We start from the raw sequence: 22,577 nt of genomic DNA, 5'->3' as shown, positions 1-22,577 counted from the left end.
TTTTATTTACCTAAAAACCAACTACTTATGCAATAGAACAAAGATGTAGTTAAGTACCCGGCAGGGGTAAGCACCATTTTAGCAGCAGTGCAGCAAAAACATTGTAATATGGCCACAAATGAACAATTTGGAAGCTGGCAGGATGAGAACGATTTTAACCCTGCCGAAGGGAACAGCAACCAGATAAATGTTGGATACAACGAACGCATTTTAAGCGCAGCCCTTGGTGGCTACCTGCTTTCGTCGGGGTTGGGCAACCTGACCCGCAACCCGGTAAGCGGCCTCGTTAAAACCGTGTTGGGCGGCTTTTTGGTGTACCGTGGCGCATCGGGCAACTGCCCCATGTACAGCGCCATGGGCAAAACAAAAGGCGTAGCACATACCGAAGCGGTAAACATCCGCACCAGCCTTATTGTAAACAAACCCAAAGACGAAGTATACGCTTTCTGGCGCAAGCTGGAAAACCTGCCCCTTTTTATGAAACACCTGGCTTCGGTTACAGAGATTGACCAAAAGCATTCGCATTGGGAAGCGACGCTGCCGGGCAATATTGGCAAGATCAAATGGAACGCCGAGATTGTGAAAGAAGAGGAAGGCTCAATGATTGGCTGGCAAAGCATTCCAAACGCCACGATCCACAATGCCGGCAAAGTAGTATTTAAAGACGCTTTGGGTGGACAAGGCACCGAGCTGGAAGTGGTGATTTCATACACGCCGCCTGCCGGCGAAATCGGTTCGGGCGTTGCCAAAATGCTCAACCCGATGTTTGAAAAAATCATCCGCCAAGATGTTCTGAACTTTAAAGAATACATCGAAACAAAGCACAACGCCAAAACCGGCACATCCAACACCGCCAGCAATGCCATGAACAGCACGATGAGCAGCGGCAATAGCGGCGGTATGGCTACCGGCGCAACAGGCACTACGGGCAGCAGTTCGATGGCACACACGCCGGGCGGCAACCCTGCCACTGGCGCCACCGGAACCGGTACGCAGCACAGCAGCCATATTTCTGAAAACCAGTCGGCAACTGGTACCAACAAACCCGGCAACCAAGGCCAGAATGCGAGCAACGCCGGAAATACACGTCCCGGCACTGGTGGTACTTCATCGGATCAAAGCATTACGCCATAATTAGCACAGAAGTATATTTTGAAAAAATGCAGGACTTAACCAGGTCCTGCATTTTTTTGCCCGTTGGCGCAAATGAGAAGCTGGAATTAACAATGTGGTAATATAGAAATGGCGAAGCTGTTTTATATTTGCAAGTGTATTAGATACACTTATAGTGTATCGCACATTAAATGAATCAAATGATTATGGTCCGACGCTGAACGCAGCTCCGGGCAGAACTTTTTCATATGGCAAGCAATCGTTAGTCGCCCGCTGTTTCTACAGTGGGCTTTTTTTTGGTGTTGGATTGCGAGAGAAATTTGTTTTGTTGTGCATGATTCACATATATTTGCAGCCCGTTAAACGGTTGCCGAGGTAGCTCAGCTGGTTAGAGCATCGGATTCATAACCCGAAGGTCGGCAGTTCAAGTCTGCTCCTCGGTACACGGCAGGTCCTGCGCCATTGGTGCGGGACTTTTTTATGCCTTAGTTATTTATCAACTAATTAGCTCATGCATCTTTTTGCTTTTATTCGTTTCTTGAATTCAGAGAATATCGGGTAAACCTTTTCTGGTTTATTTATATGCCTGTAGGAAGAGGATTCGGGACCTATAGCTTGTTTGCAGGACTTAAAGCTATAAAAAGCCAACCATCTGGATTGATGCTAACGTTCCTCAACCAAATATTACGACTGGTGAGTATTTCAATTCTTGAATTTACTGTTTGCGACGCTCCTGGACCTGCATTTTTTATTGGACTTGACCTTGCCAGTAGTTCTGCACCATTTTGAAGCTTTTGGTGTAAGCAATCAGCAGAGCAACGGCCCTTTTACTTAAGCAAGGAATAGAGCTAATGCACTTTACCTGCTCGCCTTGCCATACCTGTAGCAAGTCATGTTGTTGGTGCTCCAGCTCTCTGATTTCCAATTTTACAGAACGCGGGCTCCTTGGCAAGCTCCTAACTACCCCCGGGGGTTGCTACTTCTTTTGAACACCCACCCTCAGTGTTCGAATGAGGAATGCCGTACCGCAATCCAAATCAAAATGATCAAGACCGAATCGAGTTCGATGTAAACTTCTACGATCAGGAAACATTAGAGCAGTTCTTTTTCTCAAAGAGTAGGTGGCCAATGGGCGTCTTTCAGCCTTCATTTCATAATAAGTAGAAAAGCGCTACTTAAAGATTCGTTGAGCGTAATCATGCAGAGACTTTCGCCACACCTGCCATTCGTGCCCACCAGGATAGGAAGCAAAATCCACTTTTAACCCCTTACTTTTAAACGTTTCTATCAACTTCTTGGTGTGCTCAATTCTCGGGTCTTGTTCACCCACTGTTATAAAAAACACGTTAAGCTTCTTATTGAACGACTGAGGATTCGTCAAGATTCCGGGGATCACCGCCTCAGGATCAAAAGGCGATGCGTCTGGCCTTGCAATACCTCCGAAAAGGCCCGTGCTGAAGACACCCACATAAGCAAATTTATCAGTGTTGCGCAGGCCAGTGTAGAATGCCTGGCCTCCACCCATTGACAATCCCGCAATGGCCCGATTGGCAGCGCCCGGTTTTACCCTGTAGTTGCTTTCGATAAATGGGATCACGTTTTCAAAATACTCTTCTTTGAAAGCGTCCATCGCCTCATCGTTGTATCCACCAGCACGCATTCCCGGCTTTTGTATATTGCCGGCAGGAATAACAACAATCATCGGAACCGCCTTTCCATCTGCTATAAGATTATCCAGGATGATATTGGTTTTGCCCTGAATAGCCCAGCCGCGTTCATCTTCGCCTCCCCCATGTTGAATGTACAGCACCGGGTAACTTTTCTTTGTATTCTTGTCATATCCTGGAGGTGTGTAAATATTTATGTTACGCCATACACCAAGCGTTTTCGAAAAATACGATCGTGATCGCAACTCGCCTTGCGGAACATTCTTACGATCATAAAAGTCGACTCCGGCTTCCGGAATATCTATCCCACTTGCCATTCTACCCATACCGAAAAAAGATTCACTGGCAGGATCTGCTACTTTAACGCCATCGATCACAAGCGAATAGTAATGAAAACCGGGGTCCTGTGGATCTGTCGTAACCATCCAGATTCCTTTATCATTTTTTTGCATGTCATACAGCTTGCCCAAGTCTATCTGAACTTTACCTGCATCAGGCGCAGACACTTTAAATAGAATGCTTCTATTTGGAAATACGCATGGGCAATCATTGGCATTAATATTTGTCGATGCACCTTTGGTTCCTTCCGGAAGTTGTGCTGTTGCCGGTTGCGCGAAACAAATAATAGGCAGTGTGATCAACAATAAAAAATTATACACTCGTTTCATTTGATGTTGCTTGAGTGGTTTCCAAATATAATTCGTGCTTATCTCAAAAATGGCCTTGGTTCGGTACGAGGTTTGTCACCCCAATAAAAGGCATTCCACTGATGAATTCACTTTTACCGATGATTACCCATGGCCTAATCCTGTGGAAGCAAGAAACTGAATGTGGCACCTTCTCCTACCCTTGACTGCGCCCAGATATAACCCTGATGGTTGTCTATTACTTTTCGGGCAATTGACAAGCCGATGCCCGTACCCTCGTATTCACTACGGCCATGCAGGCGCTGAAACATTTTGAAAATGTGTTCCGCATACTCTTGCTCAAAACCAATTCCGTTATCCTGTACCTCGATGAGATGGTAACGCTGCTCTGCAAGTGCCCCTGGAATAGGTTCGGGTAAATCAGCCCCGGTGATAGATTGCGAACGGATGACAATATGTGGAGGTGTATCTTTTTTACTATACTTCAACGCATTACTAATCAGGTTCTGAAACAACTGCTGTAATTGTCTGCGATATCCACTGACGACCGGCAGCGTATGCACTTGAATCACCGCTTTTTTTCCTTCCACCTGCACCTCTAAATCTGAAAGAACGATTTGTAGCTTTTCATTCAGGTCCACTGCTTCTTTGCGGAGCGGCCTTTCGCTAACCTGCGAATAAGTTAACAGGTCTTCCACTAGTTGGTTCATACGACTGGCAGCTGTCTGCAAGCGTTGAAAAACTCCTGCTTCTACCTCGGTCAGACGATCTTTTAAACTGCTCTGAAGGCGCTCGGAAAATGTTTGGATCTTCCGTATCGGTTCTTTTAAATCATGAGATGCTGCATGGGCAAATTCTTGCAGGTACGCATTGGAGTGCTTTAGCTCGGCAATGTTTTGCTCCAGCTGCAGGTGTAGTGTTTTGAGCTGGTTAATGTCTGTAAAGGTGCCCAAAACCTGCTCACCAATCTTGGTGATCCGCATGTTGGCCCAGGTATCTACGATCTTACCCGAATAATGAATGTCAAACTGTTGCTGTATACCGGTTTCGTATACGTCGCGCAAACGCTCAAATAAGCCGTTTTGCTTGTAGGTTTCAAAATTTATCGAAGCCGGTTGACCGACCAAGTCTTCAGCCTGTGCGCCCACAAAGGCTGCCATGACGTGGTTCACCATCGTAAATCTGAAATCGGTAATGATTCCCGATTCATCGAGGATGGGCTTGATCATGAAAAAGCCGGCCTGGGTGGTATTGATGATAGTGGTTAGCTGCCGGGCTGAATGCTCTAACGCCATCTGGGCGTCCTTTACCGGAGTAACATCGGTAAAGATGTGGATGACGCGGTTATCATCCATTTTAGAGATCGATAGTTCCAGCCAGGTGCCCGAGCCTTCCATTTGGTATTGAATGATGGTGGGCTCCCCTGTTTCCAAAGTCTGCACATACGCCTGGTAGTAAGGAGAGCCAATGATATTGGGCTGTAGTTCTACGGCTGTCTTTGTGAGGTATATTTCTAAAGGCAATCCAATGAAGCGAACCGCAGCCTCATTGGCAAGCAGCGTCCGGGCATCTATCACTATGCCTTCTTCGTTGCGGATGGCTTCTGTAACAGAAATTCCATTGGAGGAATGCGTTAAAACACTATTTAAAAGCAGAGATTGTTCCTGTTCTTTCCGCTCGGCTTCACGTTGGGCCCGGCGATCCCGCGTTGTACTTAGGATACCCCCTTTATAAACTACTCTTCTTGTTTCAAACTGCAGCCCCGAATGATGTGCGTGAAAGGTGTGCTCACTGGGCTCGCCACTTTGATAGACCTGAAGGAAATGGTTGAAGTTAGCCTGTGCACCCAGTATAGACGGCACACCGTCCTTTAAGATAAAAAGGCCGGTCAAACTACCTTTCGGATGGTTGATGCCGGTATCTGCCGAACGGTTAGAATAGCCAACATAAAAATCTTCCACCGCTCCACTGCTTCCGGTCACAGGGTATACCCATATGATTGCATCTGGCAACAAGTCTAGAATAGGGGCAATGAAAGATGCATCTACAGTTTCGTACGGGCTCATGAATGAAAAAGGAAAGTTAAGCGATTCTGATTTGTCATCCATACCTAATGCTTTCTCAATTTATTCATCGGCACTTACGGTGTCCATGCACTACACGCAGCATCCTATTAGCCAGGCACTATTAACCCCAACGCCAGGTAAGGCGGTGCCGACTCTTCTGTCGTAGCACAAAAAAGCCCGGTAAGAACACCAGGCCGCAACCAAAAATAACTGCTTATGAGAATAAAGCGAAGTGTATTGGACCACAACACTAACAATGCGACTGTTCTAAAAAAAATTGGAGACCACGATTATTACGGCTAAATATGCGCATGGATCGTTCTCGGATGTTTAATACTGCTGTAGTCTATTGCGCAATATTATTTTGGCTCTGCAGCTGTTCGCAGGCTAGGGTATTTCGTGGATACCATTATAAAATCAACATCGATAAGATTATTGACGATGAACTCCATGTCGAACTGACGTTCAACGGCAAACTAACCGACACCAGTTATTTCTTTTTACCGAGGATTGTGCCTGGTGTATACGACGCTTTAGACTATGGAAAATTTGTCAACAACCTTAACGCCATCAATAAAAAAGGACATCAGCTTAAAGTGGCTCGCATCGATAAAAATTGCTGGAAGATCATTGGCGCTAAAAACCTGGCCACAATTAAGTACACAACGAACGATGGCTGGGAGGCGTTTAATTTTGAAGGGCTAAGACCCTATCGTTCTTCAGAAAGCCATTTTGATAGTGCGGTCGTCATTATTAACCCGAACACCGTATTCGGATACTTTGCAAAACAGGAAAATCTTCCTTTCAAAATAAACGTAACAAAGCCCGAATATTTATACGGCGCAACAAGTTTGACGAAAAAAAGATCCCTAAAAAATGAGGATGAATATTTTGCGGAAAGCTACCGCGTACTAGCCGATAACCCAATCATGTATGCTCCAGCCGATACTGCGACAATTCATTTGCCAGGCATTTCAATTACTGTCGCCTGTTATTCAAATTCAAACCTAAAGATTACCAAAAAGCTGGCAGAACTTATCGCGCCGCTTGTGCAAAACCAGGCAGAATATTTAGGTGGTAAGCTGGCTACGGATAAATACAGTTTCATTTTTTACCACAATACAAACCAGGAGGACAGCAAGTATTTCGCTGATGGATTGGAACATAATCGATCAACACTGGTATTGATGTATGCGCCGATGGATATAGCAATTCTTAAGGACAATATTTACAACCTGGCAAGTCATGAATTTTTTCACATGCAAATGCCACTTGGCCTTCATTCACACGAAATAGCAAATTTCGATTTTAGCAACCCTAAGTTCTCCAAACACTTGTGGTTATACGAAGGCATGACGGAGTATTTCACCATGCACATGCCTGTAAAACAGAAAATGCAAGCGGTGGATCAGTTTATTCATGTAGTGGAAAAGAAGATTGCCGGCATGAAAAAATTCAAGGACAATGTTTCGTTTACTGAACTCAGTAAAAATGTTATACAAATGCCTGATGAATATATGAATGTATATGCTAAGGGTGCGCTAATAAACCTGTGCCTTGATATTGAACTGATGGCTTTAAGCGGCGGAAACTATGGGGTGCAGCACCTTGTTTCTGACCTAATGAATAAATACGGAAAAGACAAACCTTTCAACGATGATGATTTGTTTGGTGACATCTATACGATGACTGGTTACCATGAAATAAATTCATTTATAGAAAAATACATTGAAGGAACAGATGGCTTGCCGATCAAACAGCAATTGGAAAAAGTCGGGCTCCATCTAAATATTGAAACGGGAAATATCCTGGCAATAAGTAACATGTCTGAAGCGCAAACTGCGCTGCGCAAACACTGGATTGGTCAATAAATTTGCTTCATCGGATACAAATTGCTTCACTGTTCTATTTTGTATTGATAATACCTGAAAATAAAACTGCCCCTTTGCGCAAAGGGGCAGTTTTATTTATACACCGGTCGGGTTAGTTTTTCCACTGAGCCGTGAACCATTGCTTACAAATCAAATGCTAGATTTTTAGTTGAATGCTTGTTTGAATGCAATAGCTTTTTGCATGTAAAACAAATACAACCTGTTTATGATAATGGCTATAAATATTTCCCCGCAACCTATTTCAATATGAACCGATACGTACCTGCGTTGAGCAAATAACTTGATTGCCCTTGCCTATTACCACTGCTTTCCTTAGGCGATAATGATGTTACAGTTTTATCGTTTTCATACAACTTCATTTTACCGGTAGTTAGTTTAAGCATTGCAGTTGTATTAGGTGGGACTGTAACGTTGTATTCAATACTCCTACCCTTTTTTTTCCACGATGAAACTACTAACCCGTTAGGGCTATTAAAGCTGGCATCAAACGCATCCAGGCCAGCAACAAAGTGGGGCTCTAAAACAATATGCCGAAATCCCGACGCTCCACTATCGGGTTTGATGCCTCCCAATGCTTTGTACAACCACGCGCCAATTTCGCCAAACATGATGTGGTTGAGTGAAATATCACTCGTAGCATCGATGTTCCAGTTTTCATACAAAGTGGTAGCACCATTTTTAATCCACCAACCCCATGATGGAAAGTCTTCCTGCGCAGCAATTTTGTACGCCAGGTCCGCATAACCATTTTCGCTCAGCGCATTTAAAATGGACTTCGTTCCCAACAGCCCTACATCAAGATGCAGGTTGTCTTTTTGTACACGTTGTGCCAGGTTTGCAGCAACCTTTGGCCTCAACTCGTCGGGCACAACGTTCCAATAAAGTGGTGCGCTCAATTCCGTTTGCGATCCGCTGCCATATAAACCCGTTGTGCGGTTTAGGTATTTAGCATTGATGGCATCCTTAATCTTCTGCGCCATTTTGCTGTAATGTTGTTCCTCTTCTTTTTTACCAAGCAGCCGTGCTGCCTGGCTTAAAATATAGGTGTCGGTGAAATAGTAGATAGAAGACGTCAATTCCACCGGCGACTTTGTTTTTACCGGCACCCAATCACCCAATCCCCATGTGGTTAAACCGGTTGGGTACGTTGCATCGATGTGGTCAATATAACGCTTGATGTTTTCATAACTCGCTTTGAGTAAACTGGCATCGCCGTAGAATAAGTAAATGTTCCATGGTACGATGGCGATGGTGCTGGTCCAGTCAGGACCGTTGCCCCACTCGTAGCCCCAACCGCCGGTTGGAATGATGGAAGGAAGCACGCCGTTTGGCTGCTGCTCATCGCGGTGATCGGCCAGCCATTTTTCATAAACCGTGATGCCATCAAAATTGTACAGGCCCGTTTCGAGTGCAATATGTGCATCCCCGGTCCAGCCGTTTTTTTCCCGCTGCGGACAATCGGTTGGATAACCAAAAAGATTGGACAGGTAAGAATTGTTTGTTGCCTGCCACAATTTATTGATCATGGGGTTGGAGGAACTCACCTGCCCCAATGGCGGCACATCGCTGTGCATGAAATAACCGGTCAGGTTCTCCTTTTTTAATTCAATCGGTCGGCTGCTCGTTACCTCCACATATTGAAAACCTTTGTAGTTAAACCGGGGCATAAATTCATCGTCCTTTCCACTCAGTACAACAATGTCTGTTTGAAAAGGATCTGTGTTATCGGTAGGCCGGTAGTGCGCATCAATGTTAGAAAGGTCAACCCTGCCCGCTTTCGTCAGCCGCTCGCCATGTTTTAAATAAAGCACCGTGCCCTTCAGCCCCTGTACCTTGATTTTTGATACACCCGAAATATTGCGACCCAGATCATACACGTAAGTTGTGTCACTAAACTTCTTAATTGAAACAGCCGGCACTTCCGTTACGTTACGTATTGGATGCATTACCTGCGACACAATGTTTTGCGATGGCGCCGAGCGGATGATGACGCCTTTCCATGCGGTATCAACAAATGCAGCCGTGGTCCAGAGGGGCTGCTCCAAATTTGCATTGTAATGTTCGGCGGTATAGATGCTGTTAAACGTGATGGGGCTAAAGGCTGTTTTCCAATCCTTGCCCGAGCTGATGGTTTCGACAGAGCCATCTTCGTAGGTAATGCGCAGGTCAAGGCAAAATGTAGGGCGGGCCCGCCACGGCGCTTTATGAAAATCCCACACGGCTGTTGACTGGTGATTATACCAACCATTACCCAGCAAAACACCCACTGCGTTTTTGCCCTGTGCTAATTGTTTGGTCACATCATGCGTTACATAAAGGGTGCGGCGGTCAAACCGGGTATAGGCCGGATCGAGCCGGTGGTTGCCGACTTTCGCGCCATTTAGAAATAGTTCGAACAGTCCGCCTGCGGCAATGTATGCTCTTGCTGTTTTAATTCTTTTCGTTGCGTTAAACGTCTTTCGAAAATAAGGCGCCGGCTTTTCATGAATGATGGCTGCATCCGAAATCCACGTTCCCTTCCAATTGTGGGCACCCATCATTCCGGTTTCAAAAGTTGCTATAGGCGATGCGCTGGTTTCAACGCCGTCCTTATCCCAAACAATTACTTTCCAATAGTAGGTGGTAAACGGCTGCAGTTCTTTGCCGTTATATAGAATCAAATTCGTTGCAGCATCGATTTTACCTGAGTTCCACTGAAGGCTCTTATCATTTGAAAAATCGTTAGCGCCTGTACTCACCAGCACCTGAAAGGCCACTTGTTTACCGCCCCGACGTGCATCTTCCAACCGCCAGGTAAACCGCGGTGTTTTTGCATCGATGCCTAAAGGATTAATCAAATACTCGCAGCGCAGTCCAACCACTTTGCAAGGTGATGCAGCAAATAAATTGGAAGCTGCGATGATGCAAAAGAAAAGAAGGAGTATTGCTTTTGATCTGATACTGTGCTTGAATCCGTCCATTAAAACTGCGGCCATTGGAGAAATGCTTTGCTACTAAATTAAATGGTCCATACATATCTCCGGCAAAATGCTTCATAGCACTGTATCAGCCTTCCCTTTATTTGAATGGCACTAAGACATCTGCATAAACTACGATCTATTTAATTACCATAATTCAGGGTGAAAACCAGATGGTTTCCGTCAACGAAGATGAAGGGCTACTGAAGCAGTACCTGAAATCCTTGTACAAATCGAAAATCAGCTGATGGCCCACGCATTCATTTTTATCATACTAGGAAGAAGCCTCTTAGAAGTGTACCTGCTTCATTAATAGCCTGTGTAATTGAGTCCTAACACTTTTGCTCCTTGTTACATCAAGTTGGAGGTGCGTACTTCTTTCATGAATCCCACTTACGGCATTTATCATCCAGGAGCAATACTTCATTAACACTTAGAAACTCGTTTTTAAAAAAGTGATTAAGGTACCTGCGCCGGCTTTTTTGACATCATTATAGCTTCAATAAGCTGTTACGTCTTTTAATGATAGCAAAATTTATTGCCACGCAACAGCGGCCGAGCACCCAACACATGCACATTTTATTCAATACAGCAAGCTTCTTTCATACACGTAAACCGGCCACCAGAACTATATTTCAGCAAAAGCCATTTTCGCCACAGAGTTGTTACTCCAGTCGACGCTTTACTATATGATAATTAATTATCATACTTACATGCAGGTATAAACGCTTAGCGACTTTCTTCATTAGAAAATAGCAGATCATATTTTAAGTAATTACACTTAAATCCCTTTCTATATTATTCATTAAAACTTAGGTGAAGAACCGAAAATATGGTCTTTCAATAAGCGTTTATACTTCTTAGTGAGGTCGCAATTATCTTTTTATAACTGTGTTAGGTTTTCTTTATAAGTTTTGAAAACATATTTATTTTTTTTTCAACTGTACAGTACTAAAAATCATCAGGAATTTATAAAAGGGGCAAAAAATCGGCTGAAACCCGCGCCAGATAAGGAATTACACTGGCATAATATTCGCCAAGAGGTGCCGTTCATAAAATCATTCAAAAACGGCGCCGCCGGCTTCAATGAAAAATGAGCCCAAGCTTAGCCACCTAAACTGTCGCAAAAAAGAAAACAAAATTCTATGAAAAAAATTCAGAACTTTTCTGGCAAAGGGAAACTTATGCTTTCTCAAGCCGTATTGCTCGCAGCACTGATTTCATGCAGTAAAAATGATCTTCAGGACACATCCATCAATGCTGAAGCGGCCCAACTGAATGCCGGCCCGGAAGTAGCAGGCAGCATTGCCGGCGTATCTCCTAACATTCTGTTCCGCGAAAACTTCGAAGGCAGCACTGCATTTGCCACGTATGTAAATAAGCAAATGGAAACTTCATATGCTTTAACGCTGGCAACAAAACCCGTGTTGGAAGGCTCAAAATCCGGTCGCTTTGAACTGCGCGACACCGACCCTATGAACAACAACGGAACCCGTGCAGAAGTTTCTTTCCCTACCCAATCTAACTTGAACCGCTGGTATGCATTCTCAGTTTACTTCCCTGCGGCCGACTATAAGATTGACTCCGAAGACGAACTGATCAACCAGTGGCACCAGGGTGGCGGTATCACTCCAGCCATCACACTCGGTACCAAATTGGACCGCTACCGCCTCATTGTTAAGGAAAATGCGACTGCAAAACAAACGTTTGACCTCGGCACCATCGCAAAGGATAAATGGAACACGTTTGTCTTTCACATTAAACATTCTGCAGGCACTGATGGCCTGATCGAGGTATGGCTGAATGGTAACAAAGTAGTGAACCGTACCGGCATCAACATGTACGAGCTTTCAAGTGGCAAGTTCAGCTCACCAAAATGGAAGCTTGGCGTGTACAAATCGTCCTGGAACAATTCGAGCACGACTCAAACCAGCAAGCGTATTCTGTATTACGACGATGTACGCATCGGAAGCGAAAAGGCAACTTTAGCTGACATGCTGCCCGGCGGCGCTGCGCCTGCACCTGCTCCGGAACCCGCACCAGCTCCAGCACCTGCACCAGCACCTGCTCCCGAAACAGACCAAACTGTTACGCAACCCGGCACTGGCAACTCTCCCATCACCAGCTTTGTGCTTGTGGACGCATCGACTGAAAAAGATGTAATGACCATCACCAATGGCCAGACAATCAGCCTGTCGAAGCTCCCGACCACCAAACTGAACCTGCGTGTTAATACCACAGGAACAATTGGCAGTGTACTGTTTTCGTTGAGTGGCGCGAAGTCTAAAACTTTTGCCGATAGCAAAGCCCCGTATGCGCTGCATGGCGATAGCGGAAGCGGCAACTTTTACTATGGCGACTGGAACCCACCTGCAATAGGAACTTACACGCTGAAGGCAACACCGTATTCTTTGTCGAGCGGCAAAGGAACTGCCGGTGTAGCCAACACCATCAGCTTTACTTTTGTAAAATAAAAAGGGCAACACCCCTGAAACAAAAAAAGGTAGCCATCTGGCTACCTTTTTTTGTTTACAATAAATGCAGGTCTGTACTGGCACTTATTCTTTTACCAGCTTCAATATCTTCATTTGTGATCCATATTTGATCGTTAACAGATAAAAACCAGGGGTGAGGCGCGAACCATCAATGCGTATCCGGTATTCAGTATTCGCATTGGCCTTGCCGTTGCCAAGATGTTGCAACTGCCTTCCCCACGAGTCGCCCAGCCAGACACTGTACTCCTCATTGCTGGCCAATTTAAAGCTAAAGGATGTTTGATTATTGAATGGGTTGGGGAACACCTGTGCGCTAATGCCTTCAGTCATTGGCTTTGCCTGCACTTCTAAATCTACCCTTTCCGATGCACTGATGGAGGTTTGACCTTTTGGCTTTCTTTTCGGCGGATTTACAGTAGTGCTTCCGGAAATACCCTGTGATCCAAATTCGTATATCTGCCCGGAAGTATAGCCGCCGGAAATGGCATTCCCCTCGGCATCAACAATATTGGTCCCGGCTGATTTCAGGTCAAGCCTGATCGTGCCAGTGCCGCTTATATTGATGACCGTTATTGTAAAACCTGAACATGCACCACGCAATTGGCCGATTGTTCCCGAAACATCACCGGTCTTGGTTATTTGAAAATCGGTGATGTCGACGCCATTGACCGGCTCTGAGAAATTGATTGCGAAGGTAACCCCTGTGGCAGAAGTGTTTTGTTCAATGGGCGACTGCCGGTTGATGCCGATAACTGTTGGCGCCGTTACATCAGCAGGAGACACGTTGTAAGTTTCCCCACCACTGAAGCCGCCGCTGAGCCCATTGCCTTCACCATCAGTAATGCCCGTACCACTTCCCTTCACACTAAGGCCGAGGCTGCCGCTGCCCGATATGCTGCCCACCGTTACCACGTAGCTGCTGCCACTGCCCGACACTGATTGGATGCTGCCTTGTGCCGTACCACCGGTGCTCAAGGTAAAATCAGTAGCATCAACACCACTCACACCTTCAGAGAAGGTAACACCAAAGCTCACCGTGGTCGCAGAAGTATTTTGTTCAAGCGGCGACTGACGCACAATGCCGCTCACCACAGGAGCAGTAACATCAGCAGCCACAATTGTATAACTCTGACCAGAGTTGAAGCCGCCGCTAATCGCATTGCCAGCAGCATCGGTAATGCCGGTTCCAGCACCTTTGAGGTCAAGCCGCAGTGTGCCGGCGCCCGAAATGTTGTTTACCGTAACGGCATAAGTAGTACCAGAACCCGATACACTTGCAACAGTACCTTGTACGGTTCCACCCGTAGTAAGGCTGAAGTCCGAAACATCAACGCCTGTAACCGCTTCCGAGAATGTAACGCCAAAGATTACGGAATTGGCGTTGGTAGTTTCTTCAGCCGGTGTTTGCCGGTTGATGCTTGTAACCGTTGGAGCCGTTACATCAGCAGGCGACACATTATAGGTTTCCCCACCACTGAAGCCGCCACTAAGCCCATTGCCTGCACCATCGGTAATGCCTGTGCCGCTTGACTTCACGTTAAGGCCAAGGCTGCCGCTGCCCGATATGCTGCCCACCGTTACCACGTAGCTGCTGCCACTGCCCGACACTGATTGGATGCTGCCTTGTGCTGTGCCACCGGTGCTTAAGGTAAAATCAGTTGCATCAACACCACTCACCGCTTCAGAGAAGGTAACACCAAAGCTCACCGTGGTGGCAGAAGTATTTTGTTCAAGCGGCGACTGACGCACAATGCCGCTCACCACAGGAGCAGTAACATCAGCAGCCACAATTGTATAACTCTGACCAGAGTTGAAGCCGCCGCTAATCGCATTGCCAGCAGCATCGGTAATGCCGGTTCCAGCACCTTTGAGGTCAAGCCGCAGTGTGCCGGCGCCCGAAATGTTGTTTACGGTAACGGCATAAGCAGTACCTGAGCCCGATACGTTTGCCACGGCACCTTGTACGGTTCCACCCGTAGTAAGGCTGAAGTCCGAAACATCAACGCCTGTAACCGCTTCCGAGAATGTAACACCAAAGGTTACGGAATTAGCGTTCGTAGTTTCGTCAGCCGGTGTTTGACGCACAATGCCGCTCACCACAGGAGGAGTAACATCTGTCGGTGCACCATCGCTGGCCATTACGCCAATGATTTGTCGTGGGGCAGCCTGTTTAGTGGCAACCACTACAACTTCATTAGTGTAGGTTTGGTGTGTGCTGGACGCAAAATTTACATCGTCGGCAACAGAACCCATTAAAGTTGCTGCGCTACTAAACGAAATGTTCGCTGTTGCACTTTCGCGGTATAGAATCTCCCCACCGTTTGTTTGGCTGGAGTATACAACCTTCAATTTTCCTAATGCTTCATTCAGCAACACGATTGCCTGGGTGCCATCGCCAATGGTTATCGGGTAAAGATTGTCCCATACACCATTTGGCCTGCGCACCAGCATAATCAATTGCGGCAATGAGCCCGAATTATAGCTTGTTTTAGCAGCCACATATAAAGTTCCATCGCTGGCAACCGTAGCGTTCATGTGGTCGTCCGCCATTTTTTTGTTACCCGGAATGGCATTTTGCGAAGCTGGTAATTCATCTGCCGTCCAGGACGAAGCACTGGTGCCATCCACATGGGTACGAAACCCAAACAGCCCGGTATTTTGATTAGACCAAAAGACACCAACCCTACCGGGCAGTTTAGTGATCAAACTGATGTCATCGCTGTTGATGCCAGAAGCTACATTGATGCCGGAACTCCAGGAAGTGTAGGGAGCATCGCTCCAATACACTAATATATCATTCACCGCATCTGCTGCCACCCACATTCTTCCGGTACCATCAACCGTGATTGTTGCTGATTCAACGCCGGAAGGCAGGCTGAGGCTTGTGGGTGTAGCTCTCCTGTTCCACGCTTTGTATGTTCCTAAGTTCGCGTCATATTCCAGTGTTGCGATCTGGTTGGTTCCCGAACCCTTAAACATGAGGATATGAACCAGATTTCCATCCACCCAGCAATCGGTGCGGGAACCAGAACTGGCAATGGTCATTACTTGCGTCCACGAAGTACCATCGAGGCGAAATAGCCGGGTACCGCCCACCGAAGGCGGCAGGGCGGCCCACCATTTTCCCGCATGAAACCATGTTTTTGCCTGAGGCTTGTGCTGGGTATCAGTGCTGCCAATTGGTATGGGCGAAAGCGGCGTAATTGTACTGAATAAGGTGCCATTGGTACCTGTGACACCAAAGATAAATGGTGTAAAACCACCCGGCACGCCTACCCCATCAACGATTAGCGGCATTGCAGGATCGAGATGATCATCAGCCGGGGATAGGAACGAATAGTTATCAAGATAATTAGCTGACAGGTTCGTTTTGGGCAATACATCTTGTCCCACTGCTGCTGTGTAAAAACACAGGAGCATTACAAATTTGGCTACAACTTTTTTCATATTTAAACAGGTGGTTTTTGCCGGGTGCTGTGCAACAAGAATTCATACAACCCAGCCTGGTGATTAATTGGAAAAAACTTTGCTTTTCCAAACAGAGATTAACAACTGCTATTTTAAAATAGCGTGGCTCATAAACGTGTTAGTCTTGCGAGCTTATATTGCGGGGATCCATACTTACACTTCCTACACCTGGTGCAATAGTCTTGAAATAAGCTGTAAATACAAGTCCGATCAAACAATTGGATGTTGGTTGGCCGAAGAGTGTCAAAAATTAAAATGCGCTTTTATGTGCTTTTTTACTAAACACAGTTAATAGCACAATCTTGATATCCAGCCAAATCGACCAATTCTCGAGGTACCACAAGTCGTGTAGTGTACGCTGCCGTTTTTGTTCGTCGGTGTCAGTTGGCCCGCGCCATCCATTTACCTGTGCCCAGCCGGTAATGCCTGGCTTTACATAGTGGCGGATCATGTAACGGCCTACACACTCCTGCAATTGCTTATCAAGAAAACGGCGATGCGGCCTCGGCCCTACCACGCTCATGTTGCCCAACAGCACATTGATAAATTGCGGCAATTCGTCGATGCTGTATTTGCGCATGAACCGCCCAATCTTTGTAACACGCGGATCGTTTTTGGATGTTGACAACGACCCGGCTCCGTCCGATTCGATGCGCATGCTCCGAAACTTATAAACTAAGATTGGCTTACCGGATTTACCAATGCGAATGGGACGATAAAAGATTGGCCCCGGCGAATCCAATTTTATCAGTATGCCGAGCACAAGGAAAATTGGTGCTAAGAATACAAGTGTAAAAATAGAAAAGACCTTATCAAACACGAGTTTCACCAACGAATGGATAGACCCATCGATCGGGTATTTGCGTGCATCAACGGCACTGATGGCGCCATACCTGGTGATTTGGTAATTGCGGCCAAACAATTCATCGTAATCGGGAATGTACTTTACCCGGATGCCGTAATAATCGGCCGCATCCATGATGTTGCGGATTTTGCGCAGCGGCTTGCCGGGCAAAGCAATAACGATTTCATCAACCGGGTGCTCTTCCAGGTACTGCTTGATATCGCGTAGGTTGCTCACAACATTTTCGCGACCCACCAGGCATTCTTCATTTTGCAGGCAGTTTACATATCCGAGAATCCTGTACCCCGACACCTTACGACCATATAACTGCCGCTCAACTTTTTTGGCCATATGGCCCGTTCCGGCTACCAACGTGGTGCGCACATGTGTTTTTGAATAACTGATCCAGGAAACGGCCTGTAACAACAACAGGTTGAATAAAAAGCCCGCCAGCGGCACACCTACCGCAAAAAGGATCAAGCGCTTTTTACTCAGACCCTGCTCCGGCAAAAACAAATAACACAACAGCAACAGCAATACATAACCTGCATAGTGCCGTACGTGCCGGGCTACCATTTGCCCAAAGGCTTCACTGGTAACGGTGCGGTACAATTTGCTCCAGTAAACGATTACAAGCCAAGTAACCATTCCGCCAAATACAATAAGCCATTCAAGCTTCGAGAACCTGCCGGGCCCGAAAATATATACCAGCATTAAAAAACCCAGCGCCTGGGTTAGCATCGCTGTATGAAAAGGTTGAATCGTGGGTTTTGGTTTTAAACTAAACATAAGCGATAATTTTCTTTGACCAGTAATAAATAATCCTGTTAGTGATAAATGGTTAAGGGTAGGATTTATTAATTGGTACGGATTATATCGCGAACGATAAGGGTGGTTTTTACATATAAGGAATGATTTAGTTATTGTGTCAGGCGGTCAGCGCTGCCTGTTGATCGTATTTCATTACTTCGTGCACCATGAACTCGGTAGTGTCAACACATTCTTCTACAATGCGGTCGCGAATACCCCGGTAATGTTCCTGCATACCTGGCGTACTCAATAGGGTTACTGCTTTTTCAATAGCCCGTTCCTGGTCGGATGCAGATTCTTTGAAGTTGAACACAATGCCATAGCGGCGCTCTTCTTCATCTGTATATCCACGGCCATCGTTGTCGATAAAAATTGCCGGCACGCCAAGTACCGCGGCTTCGGAAGCCATCGTGGCACTTTCACCAAAAAGCAGTTGGGCATAATAGAGGGCATCATGAATGCGGTGCACGGGAAGCTGCATCCGGTAAGGTTCGAGGTCGTCGGGCAATGGTCCCTCGGCAGTGATAAAAACCTTTGCATGGGCCGACATTTCACGGATTGCTTTGCGCTTGTTTGCCAGCGACATGCCCTGGTGCCCAAAATCGTGTGCTGCAGCCCACGATACAAAGCGTACAATAACGTAAGGCGTTCCGGCCGCTATGCCGAGCAAATCGAATACCGATGGATCGGGCTGAAAATAACGCGGATGCAGGTAAGCGAGTTCCATAAAACCATTGAACCGCACCTGCTTTGCGCCAAGGTCCATTCGGTAACATGCTGGTGTGAAAACTTTGGATGCAAAAGGGACCGTCAACCGGTGGTGCAGGCTGGCATGCTCGGTATCGCTAAACACCAGCGACACTTTACCCCGCAGCCGTGCAACCTGCGATGGGTAAGGATGCAAAAAGTTAAGGAACAGGTCGGCCTTTACCGACCGCGAAATGCGCAACAATTTGTAATCGGCATAAAGCAGGTATAAAAATTTACCGATTCTCCCGTTACTGCCTTTACCCCTGCCGATATAAGTGAAGCCGTATAAATCCAACAGGCGGTGCTCCATTTCTTTGTTGCGGGCTATAAAATAAATGCGGTGCCCCTTTTCCGTCATGATCCGCGAAAAATTGCGGAAGTAATGCACATGGGCCGGGTGGTTAATATCAATGACTATGTTCATGGCTATGGGTTAAATTAGTTTCGGTTTGGTGCTGTAACACTGTAGGTTGGGATTGAGGTTTTTTAGCGGCTAACCCGGTATAAATCGATGCGATGCGATCCGCAATCATGTTTGCATCGTAGCGGTCCACAACAGGTTGCCTGCAGATAATGCGCTCCCTGCTTTGCATCAGTGCTTGCAGGCATTGGACGTAAGCCGGTATGTTTTTGGGTAAAATATAGCAATGATCCACGCCTGCGCAGATGTCGCCTACTTCCCCCACATTATTCGTTACAACCGGCAGCCCGTTTACAATTGCTTCTTTTATCACCTGCGGACTACCTTCGGAATGACTGCACATCAGTAATGCATCCGCCGCCTGCATCATACGGTTTAACTGGCGGCGATTAAAACCTTTCATTTCTACAAATACAATTGGTAACTGCGTCTGCTGCCGTAATGTTGCAACCACTTCATTTGCAAACGCCGGATCTTTCACAGGCCGGTCGAAACTGGAAGCAAACAAAACCACGAATGCGGCGGGGCTCCATCCCATTTCGTTGCGCGTTTTTTCCCGGTAAATCAGGGGCACATTGGTTTGTACGCCGCAGGGAATGACCGAATAATTTTTCTTCACATACTGGCGCATTTGTGGCCACACCAATATGTTGTGTGCAGCAAAACGGCTGGCAAGAACCGATACCGGCCGTTCTTTTGGCTTATTTAAATCACTCCCATGAAAAGTAATGACAATGGGAATGCGCCGCCTCGCAAGAAAACGGGCTGCAATAGTCGTAAATGCCCAAAGACCGTAATGCACATGCACCAGTTGAATGGCGTGGTTGCGCACCATTTGCCGTAATGCAACAATCGCCTGCCAATATCCAACAACGCCGCCTCTGGTAATCAGGAAATGTTGCACGGTAATACCGCATCGATCGGTTAAGGCTGACGCCTGTTCGGCAACAAATGGGTTAATGCCGCTGGCAGCTTTTCTACTAACAAACAATACTTCCATATTCATTAACTTATAGTAGAAACCGGTTGTGCCTTTGTCAATAGTTCTTCTGTGCCCAGAACACTATTATAAATCCGATGGAATGCACGCCCCATTTGGGAAAGCGTGAACGTCGACTGAATCATCCGGTAACCTTCAACGCCCATCCGGCTGCACAGTTCCGGGTCATCGATAAGTTGCAGCAACAGGTCCACAACTTCATCGTCGGTTTGTGTGGTGATTAGGTAGCCGTTTTTACCATGATGCACCACTTCCCGTGTACCACCCGAATCATTGGCCACCACAGGTTTCCCAAGGCTCATGTATTCAATAATTGCGTTGGAAATGCCCTCGCCATGCGTATCAGCCGAAAACAAAACCCCGATGGTGCAGGCGTTAACAAGCGCCTCTACCTGATTGGATCGACCGGGAAAAAGTATTTGTTTTGGATTGCTATTCCTACCCCGTACACGGTCAAACACATCACAACCTGGTGCACTAGCCCCAACGCCAATAAATGTTACTTGCGGCCGGAGGCGCACAACTTTTTCAGCAACACGTAGAAAGCGATCATAGTCTTTATTTTCCGAAAAGCTGGCAGCCATCACCACTGCCACAGGTGTTTCAATGCCATACGTGGCAAGCACCTGTTCTTTGTCGGGCAGGTGTTGAAACCGCTCGGGGTTTACACCATTATAGACTACAGAACATTTATTTGCCGGTGGCATATACGCCTGAATGCCTGCATGAGAATTTGCCACGATCAAACGGGAACAAATAAAATTCAGCCGGTCAATCCAGTAATGAAACGACCACCGATTGATGCGCGGAGGTGCGGCTGTAATTTGTCCATTAATCAATGGAATGTTTTGACCAATTACCGCAGGCAGTGCATACAAGGTTTGCATCCGGCCCCAAGTATGTATCAGGTCTGGTTTGAGTTTGCGGCAGATCCGGTAAAAGCGGAGCGGCATTGCGAAGGCGCCACTGCTGTTTCTGTCGATGACCTCGTATGGAAGGTTCAGTTGCTTGAAGTATGTGTAATGAATAACGTCTTTGGTCATTACAAGCGTTAACTGGAACTGGCTGTGCGCTTTCAAATAACTAAGCAGTTCAATCAACCGGCGTTCCTTTCCGCCCGTTGCCAGCGACCCAATAAAAAACAGTAAGCGTTTTGGTTCCGTATTCATGTTGGTGAATAGTATGGTAATGTCTGTTGATGTACCCAAGCTCAGTTGGCGTCCGTCACACGCAAAGCAATCAGTTTACTTATACTTCTGCAGCTGTAAAAGCAGGCACAGGCACATGTCCGCCAATGGGCATCCCGGTTGTGATTTCAAGGAAACGAACAACCCTATCTTCAAGCTGCAAAAGAGACTGGTGGTAAGCTTGCCGTGCTGCCTGGATCATAGGCAGGTACTCCTCAAGATTTGTGGTAACATGGGCAACTACATCATTGAGTTGTTCCCCATCCCAATCTACAGGCTGATAGGTGATGCCCGATTGGTAAATATCCGGCCAGGTTTCAAGATGGCTCATATCAGGCTTGATCAACAGTGCGCCGGCTGCAACAGCTTCAAAATCGCGAAAGCAAACTTCGCCCCAACCAAAAGGACTGAGTACTGCGCCTACCTGTTGAATTTCCTGTTGGTACACATCAGGTGGAACTTTGCCTGCCAGCAATAGTTTGTTTCCCGCTGTTCCTTCCAGCATCAACCGGCGCTGATAACCCACTGTATTTGGAAACGACCGGTATCCAAACCGTGCCTGTACCACGCGTTGCTTGTTTGCAATTGCAACAGGAGCAGCGGTACTGTGCAACAGGCTTCGATATGCACGATCAAAGGATGGCTTTAATATTTTGACCCAACCCATCCGGGTTGCCAGCCTTGCCATACGAACCAGGTTTTTTGCAGGCACTGGATAAACGCCGTAGCCTAAATTCCACGACAAGCGCAGTTTGCTTAGCAAAGCCGGATCGGTGGGGGGGTTACGCCATTTTTCTTTCTCGTCGGTGATGCCAAATTGCCGGTGGTAATAATCGGTAAAGGGTTGCCTGCCATAAGAAGGCTCCAGGTATGCTTTGCGGTCGCGTAATAATTTGCCTTTGAAATAAATGTCAACCAGGTCCATGTATTCGTAGTGCAAACTGTCGCTTCCAGCGCCATCATCAAGCATCACTACCCGGTCAAAACGTTTCCTGAAATCCTGCACATAAGCCCGCTTTTTCTCATCATCCTGGGCAAAGGCGTCGTTGCCTTTAAATGCCCGAACCAGCACCACGCTGTGGCCGGTGATTTTTTGTGCTTGTCGGGAATTGATGGGCACAAAGCGCAGCAAATTGACATACCTGGAAACGATCAGCGGGAACAGTGTGTACAGGGCCTCAATCTTAGAGTCGGAATGGACGATATAAATAGGTTCGGTATGCATCTGGAAAATTTGTTCTTAAATATGGTTTCGGTAAA

The 22,577-nt window shown here is 46.6% G+C and carries 13 protein-coding genes and 1 tRNA gene; 4 read left to right on the top strand and 10 right to left on the bottom strand.

Annotated elements, in window-relative coordinates; all coding sequences use genetic code 11:
* Nucleotides 1-108 precede the first annotated feature (108 nt).
* Together EPD17_RS08800 and EPD17_RS08795 are read left to right on the top strand one after the other, a co-directional pair.
* On the top strand, nucleotides 109-1,134 hold the full coding sequence (locus EPD17_RS08800) for an SRPBCC family protein (RefSeq protein WP_132053504.1): 1,026 nt from the start codon (nucleotides 109-111) through the stop codon (nucleotides 1,132-1,134).
* A 348-nt stretch (nucleotides 1,135-1,482) separates the two neighbouring features.
* Nucleotides 1,483-1,556: transfer RNA gene (locus EPD17_RS08795), tRNA-Met, on the top strand.
* Between the two features lie 728 nt (nucleotides 1,557-2,284).
* Here the strand turns inward: EPD17_RS08795 and EPD17_RS08790 are convergent.
* Both EPD17_RS08790 and EPD17_RS08785 read right to left on the bottom strand, forming a co-directional pair.
* Nucleotides 2,285-3,448 carry an alpha/beta hydrolase-fold protein gene (locus tag EPD17_RS08790; protein WP_132053501.1) on the bottom strand — a complete coding sequence of 388 codons (1,164 nt, stop codon included), beginning with the start codon at nucleotides 3,446-3,448 and terminating at the stop codon, nucleotides 2,285-2,287.
* 134 nt (nucleotides 3,449-3,582) lie between these two features.
* Nucleotides 3,583-5,535: a sensor histidine kinase gene (locus tag EPD17_RS08785; RefSeq protein ID WP_132053499.1), complete on the bottom strand. Its 1,953-nt coding sequence runs from the start codon at nucleotides 5,533-5,535 to the stop codon at nucleotides 3,583-3,585.
* Nucleotides 5,536-5,804: 269 nt separating this feature from the next.
* Between EPD17_RS08785 and EPD17_RS08780 the strand changes: the two genes are divergently transcribed.
* Entirely contained in the window at nucleotides 5,805-7,364 is a 1,560-nt protein-coding gene (locus tag EPD17_RS08780; protein WP_165929572.1) for a M61 family metallopeptidase, read from the top strand.
* A gap of 257 nt (nucleotides 7,365-7,621) precedes the next feature.
* Here EPD17_RS08780 and EPD17_RS08775 read toward each other — a convergent pair whose 3' ends face one another.
* Together EPD17_RS08775 and EPD17_RS20220 are read right to left on the bottom strand one after the other, a co-directional pair.
* Entirely contained in the window at nucleotides 7,622-10,222 is a 2,601-nt protein-coding gene (locus EPD17_RS08775) for an alpha-L-rhamnosidase (protein WP_240040783.1), read from the bottom strand.
* A complete protein-coding gene (locus EPD17_RS20220) occupies nucleotides 10,215-10,421 on the bottom strand; it encodes a hypothetical protein (protein WP_240040782.1) in 207 nt (68 codons plus the stop codon). The genes EPD17_RS08775 and EPD17_RS20220 overlap by 8 nt, the downstream gene beginning before the upstream one ends.
* Nucleotides 10,422-11,526: 1,105 nt before the next feature.
* Between EPD17_RS20220 and EPD17_RS08770 the strand changes: the two genes are divergently transcribed.
* Complete coding sequence (locus EPD17_RS08770; protein ID WP_165929571.1) at nucleotides 11,527-12,816, top strand: polysaccharide lyase; 1,290 nt, start codon at nucleotides 11,527-11,529, stop codon at nucleotides 12,814-12,816.
* An 84-nt stretch (nucleotides 12,817-12,900) separates the two neighbouring features.
* Here EPD17_RS08770 and EPD17_RS08765 read toward each other — a convergent pair whose 3' ends face one another.
* The 6 genes from EPD17_RS08765 to EPD17_RS08740 all read right to left on the bottom strand — a co-directional run bounded on the left by EPD17_RS08765 (nucleotide 12,901) and on the right by EPD17_RS08740 (nucleotide 22,542).
* Nucleotides 12,901-16,284, bottom strand: coding sequence for a T9SS type A sorting domain-containing protein (locus EPD17_RS08765; RefSeq protein ID WP_132053495.1), 3,384 nt, complete (start codon nucleotides 16,282-16,284; stop codon nucleotides 12,901-12,903).
* Nucleotides 16,285-16,555: 271 nt separating this feature from the next.
* Nucleotides 16,556-17,797 carry an undecaprenyl-phosphate glucose phosphotransferase gene (locus EPD17_RS08760; protein WP_240040781.1) on the bottom strand — a complete coding sequence of 414 codons (1,242 nt, stop codon included), beginning with the start codon at nucleotides 17,795-17,797 and terminating at the stop codon, nucleotides 16,556-16,558.
* Between the two features lie 280 nt (nucleotides 17,798-18,077).
* A complete protein-coding gene (locus tag EPD17_RS08755) occupies nucleotides 18,078-19,133 on the bottom strand; it encodes a DUF354 domain-containing protein (protein WP_132053494.1) in 1,056 nt (351 codons plus the stop codon).
* Complete coding sequence (locus EPD17_RS08750) at nucleotides 19,117-20,130, bottom strand: glycosyltransferase (RefSeq protein WP_132053492.1); 1,014 nt, start codon at nucleotides 20,128-20,130, stop codon at nucleotides 19,117-19,119. The genes EPD17_RS08755 and EPD17_RS08750 overlap by 17 nt, the downstream gene beginning before the upstream one ends.
* A gap of 5 nt (nucleotides 20,131-20,135) precedes the next feature.
* The gene (locus EPD17_RS08745) at nucleotides 20,136-21,299 is read right to left on the bottom strand and encodes a glycosyltransferase family 4 protein (protein ID WP_132053490.1); all 1,164 of its coding nucleotides are present in this window, start codon (nucleotides 21,297-21,299) and stop codon (nucleotides 20,136-20,138) included.
* A gap of 79 nt (nucleotides 21,300-21,378) precedes the next feature.
* Nucleotides 21,379-22,542 carry a hypothetical protein gene (locus EPD17_RS08740; RefSeq protein ID WP_132053488.1) on the bottom strand — a complete coding sequence of 388 codons (1,164 nt, stop codon included), beginning with the start codon at nucleotides 22,540-22,542 and terminating at the stop codon, nucleotides 21,379-21,381.
* Between the last annotated feature and the right edge of the window lie 35 nt (nucleotides 22,543-22,577).

This window comes from Pseudocnuella soli, from assembly GCF_004347775.1.
Classification (GTDB): domain Bacteria; phylum Bacteroidota; class Bacteroidia; order Chitinophagales; family Chitinophagaceae; genus Flavisolibacter; species Flavisolibacter aquaticus.
Note: the sequence above shows the minus strand (reverse complement) of the source record. Positions and strands in the feature narration are given on the sequence as shown.

Excerpts from the sequence above, each read along its gene's own strand:
- EPD17_RS08770 (WP_165929571.1), top strand. The coding sequence starts at position 11,527 with ATGCTTTCTCAAGCCGTATTGCTCGCAGCACTGATTTCATGCAGTAAA.
- EPD17_RS08760 (WP_240040781.1), bottom strand. The coding sequence starts at position 17,797 with ATGGTTACTTGGCTTGTAATCGTTTACTGGAGCAAATTGTACCGCACC.
- EPD17_RS08765 (WP_132053495.1), bottom strand. The coding sequence starts at position 16,284 with ATGAAAAAAGTTGTAGCCAAATTTGTAATGCTCCTGTGTTTTTACACA.
- EPD17_RS08800 (WP_132053504.1), top strand. The coding sequence starts at position 109 with ATGGCCACAAATGAACAATTTGGAAGCTGGCAGGATGAGAACGATTTT.
- EPD17_RS08785 (WP_132053499.1), bottom strand. The coding sequence starts at position 5,535 with ATGGATGACAAATCAGAATCGCTTAACTTTCCTTTTTCATTCATGAGC.
- EPD17_RS20220 (WP_240040782.1), bottom strand. The coding sequence starts at position 10,421 with ATGAAGCATTTTGCCGGAGATATGTATGGACCATTTAATTTAGTAGCA.
- EPD17_RS08790 (WP_132053501.1), bottom strand. The coding sequence starts at position 3,448 with ATGAAACGAGTGTATAATTTTTTATTGTTGATCACACTGCCTATTATT.
- EPD17_RS08740 (WP_132053488.1), bottom strand. The coding sequence starts at position 22,542 with ATGCATACCGAACCTATTTATATCGTCCATTCCGACTCTAAGATTGAG.
- EPD17_RS08750 (WP_132053492.1), bottom strand. The coding sequence starts at position 20,130 with ATGGAAGTATTGTTTGTTAGTAGAAAAGCTGCCAGCGGCATTAACCCA.
- EPD17_RS08780 (WP_165929572.1), top strand. The coding sequence starts at position 5,805 with ATGGATCGTTCTCGGATGTTTAATACTGCTGTAGTCTATTGCGCAATA.
- EPD17_RS08755 (WP_132053494.1), bottom strand. The coding sequence starts at position 19,133 with ATGAACATAGTCATTGATATTAACCACCCGGCCCATGTGCATTACTTC.
- EPD17_RS08745 (WP_132053490.1), bottom strand. The coding sequence starts at position 21,299 with ATGAATACGGAACCAAAACGCTTACTGTTTTTTATTGGGTCGCTGGCA.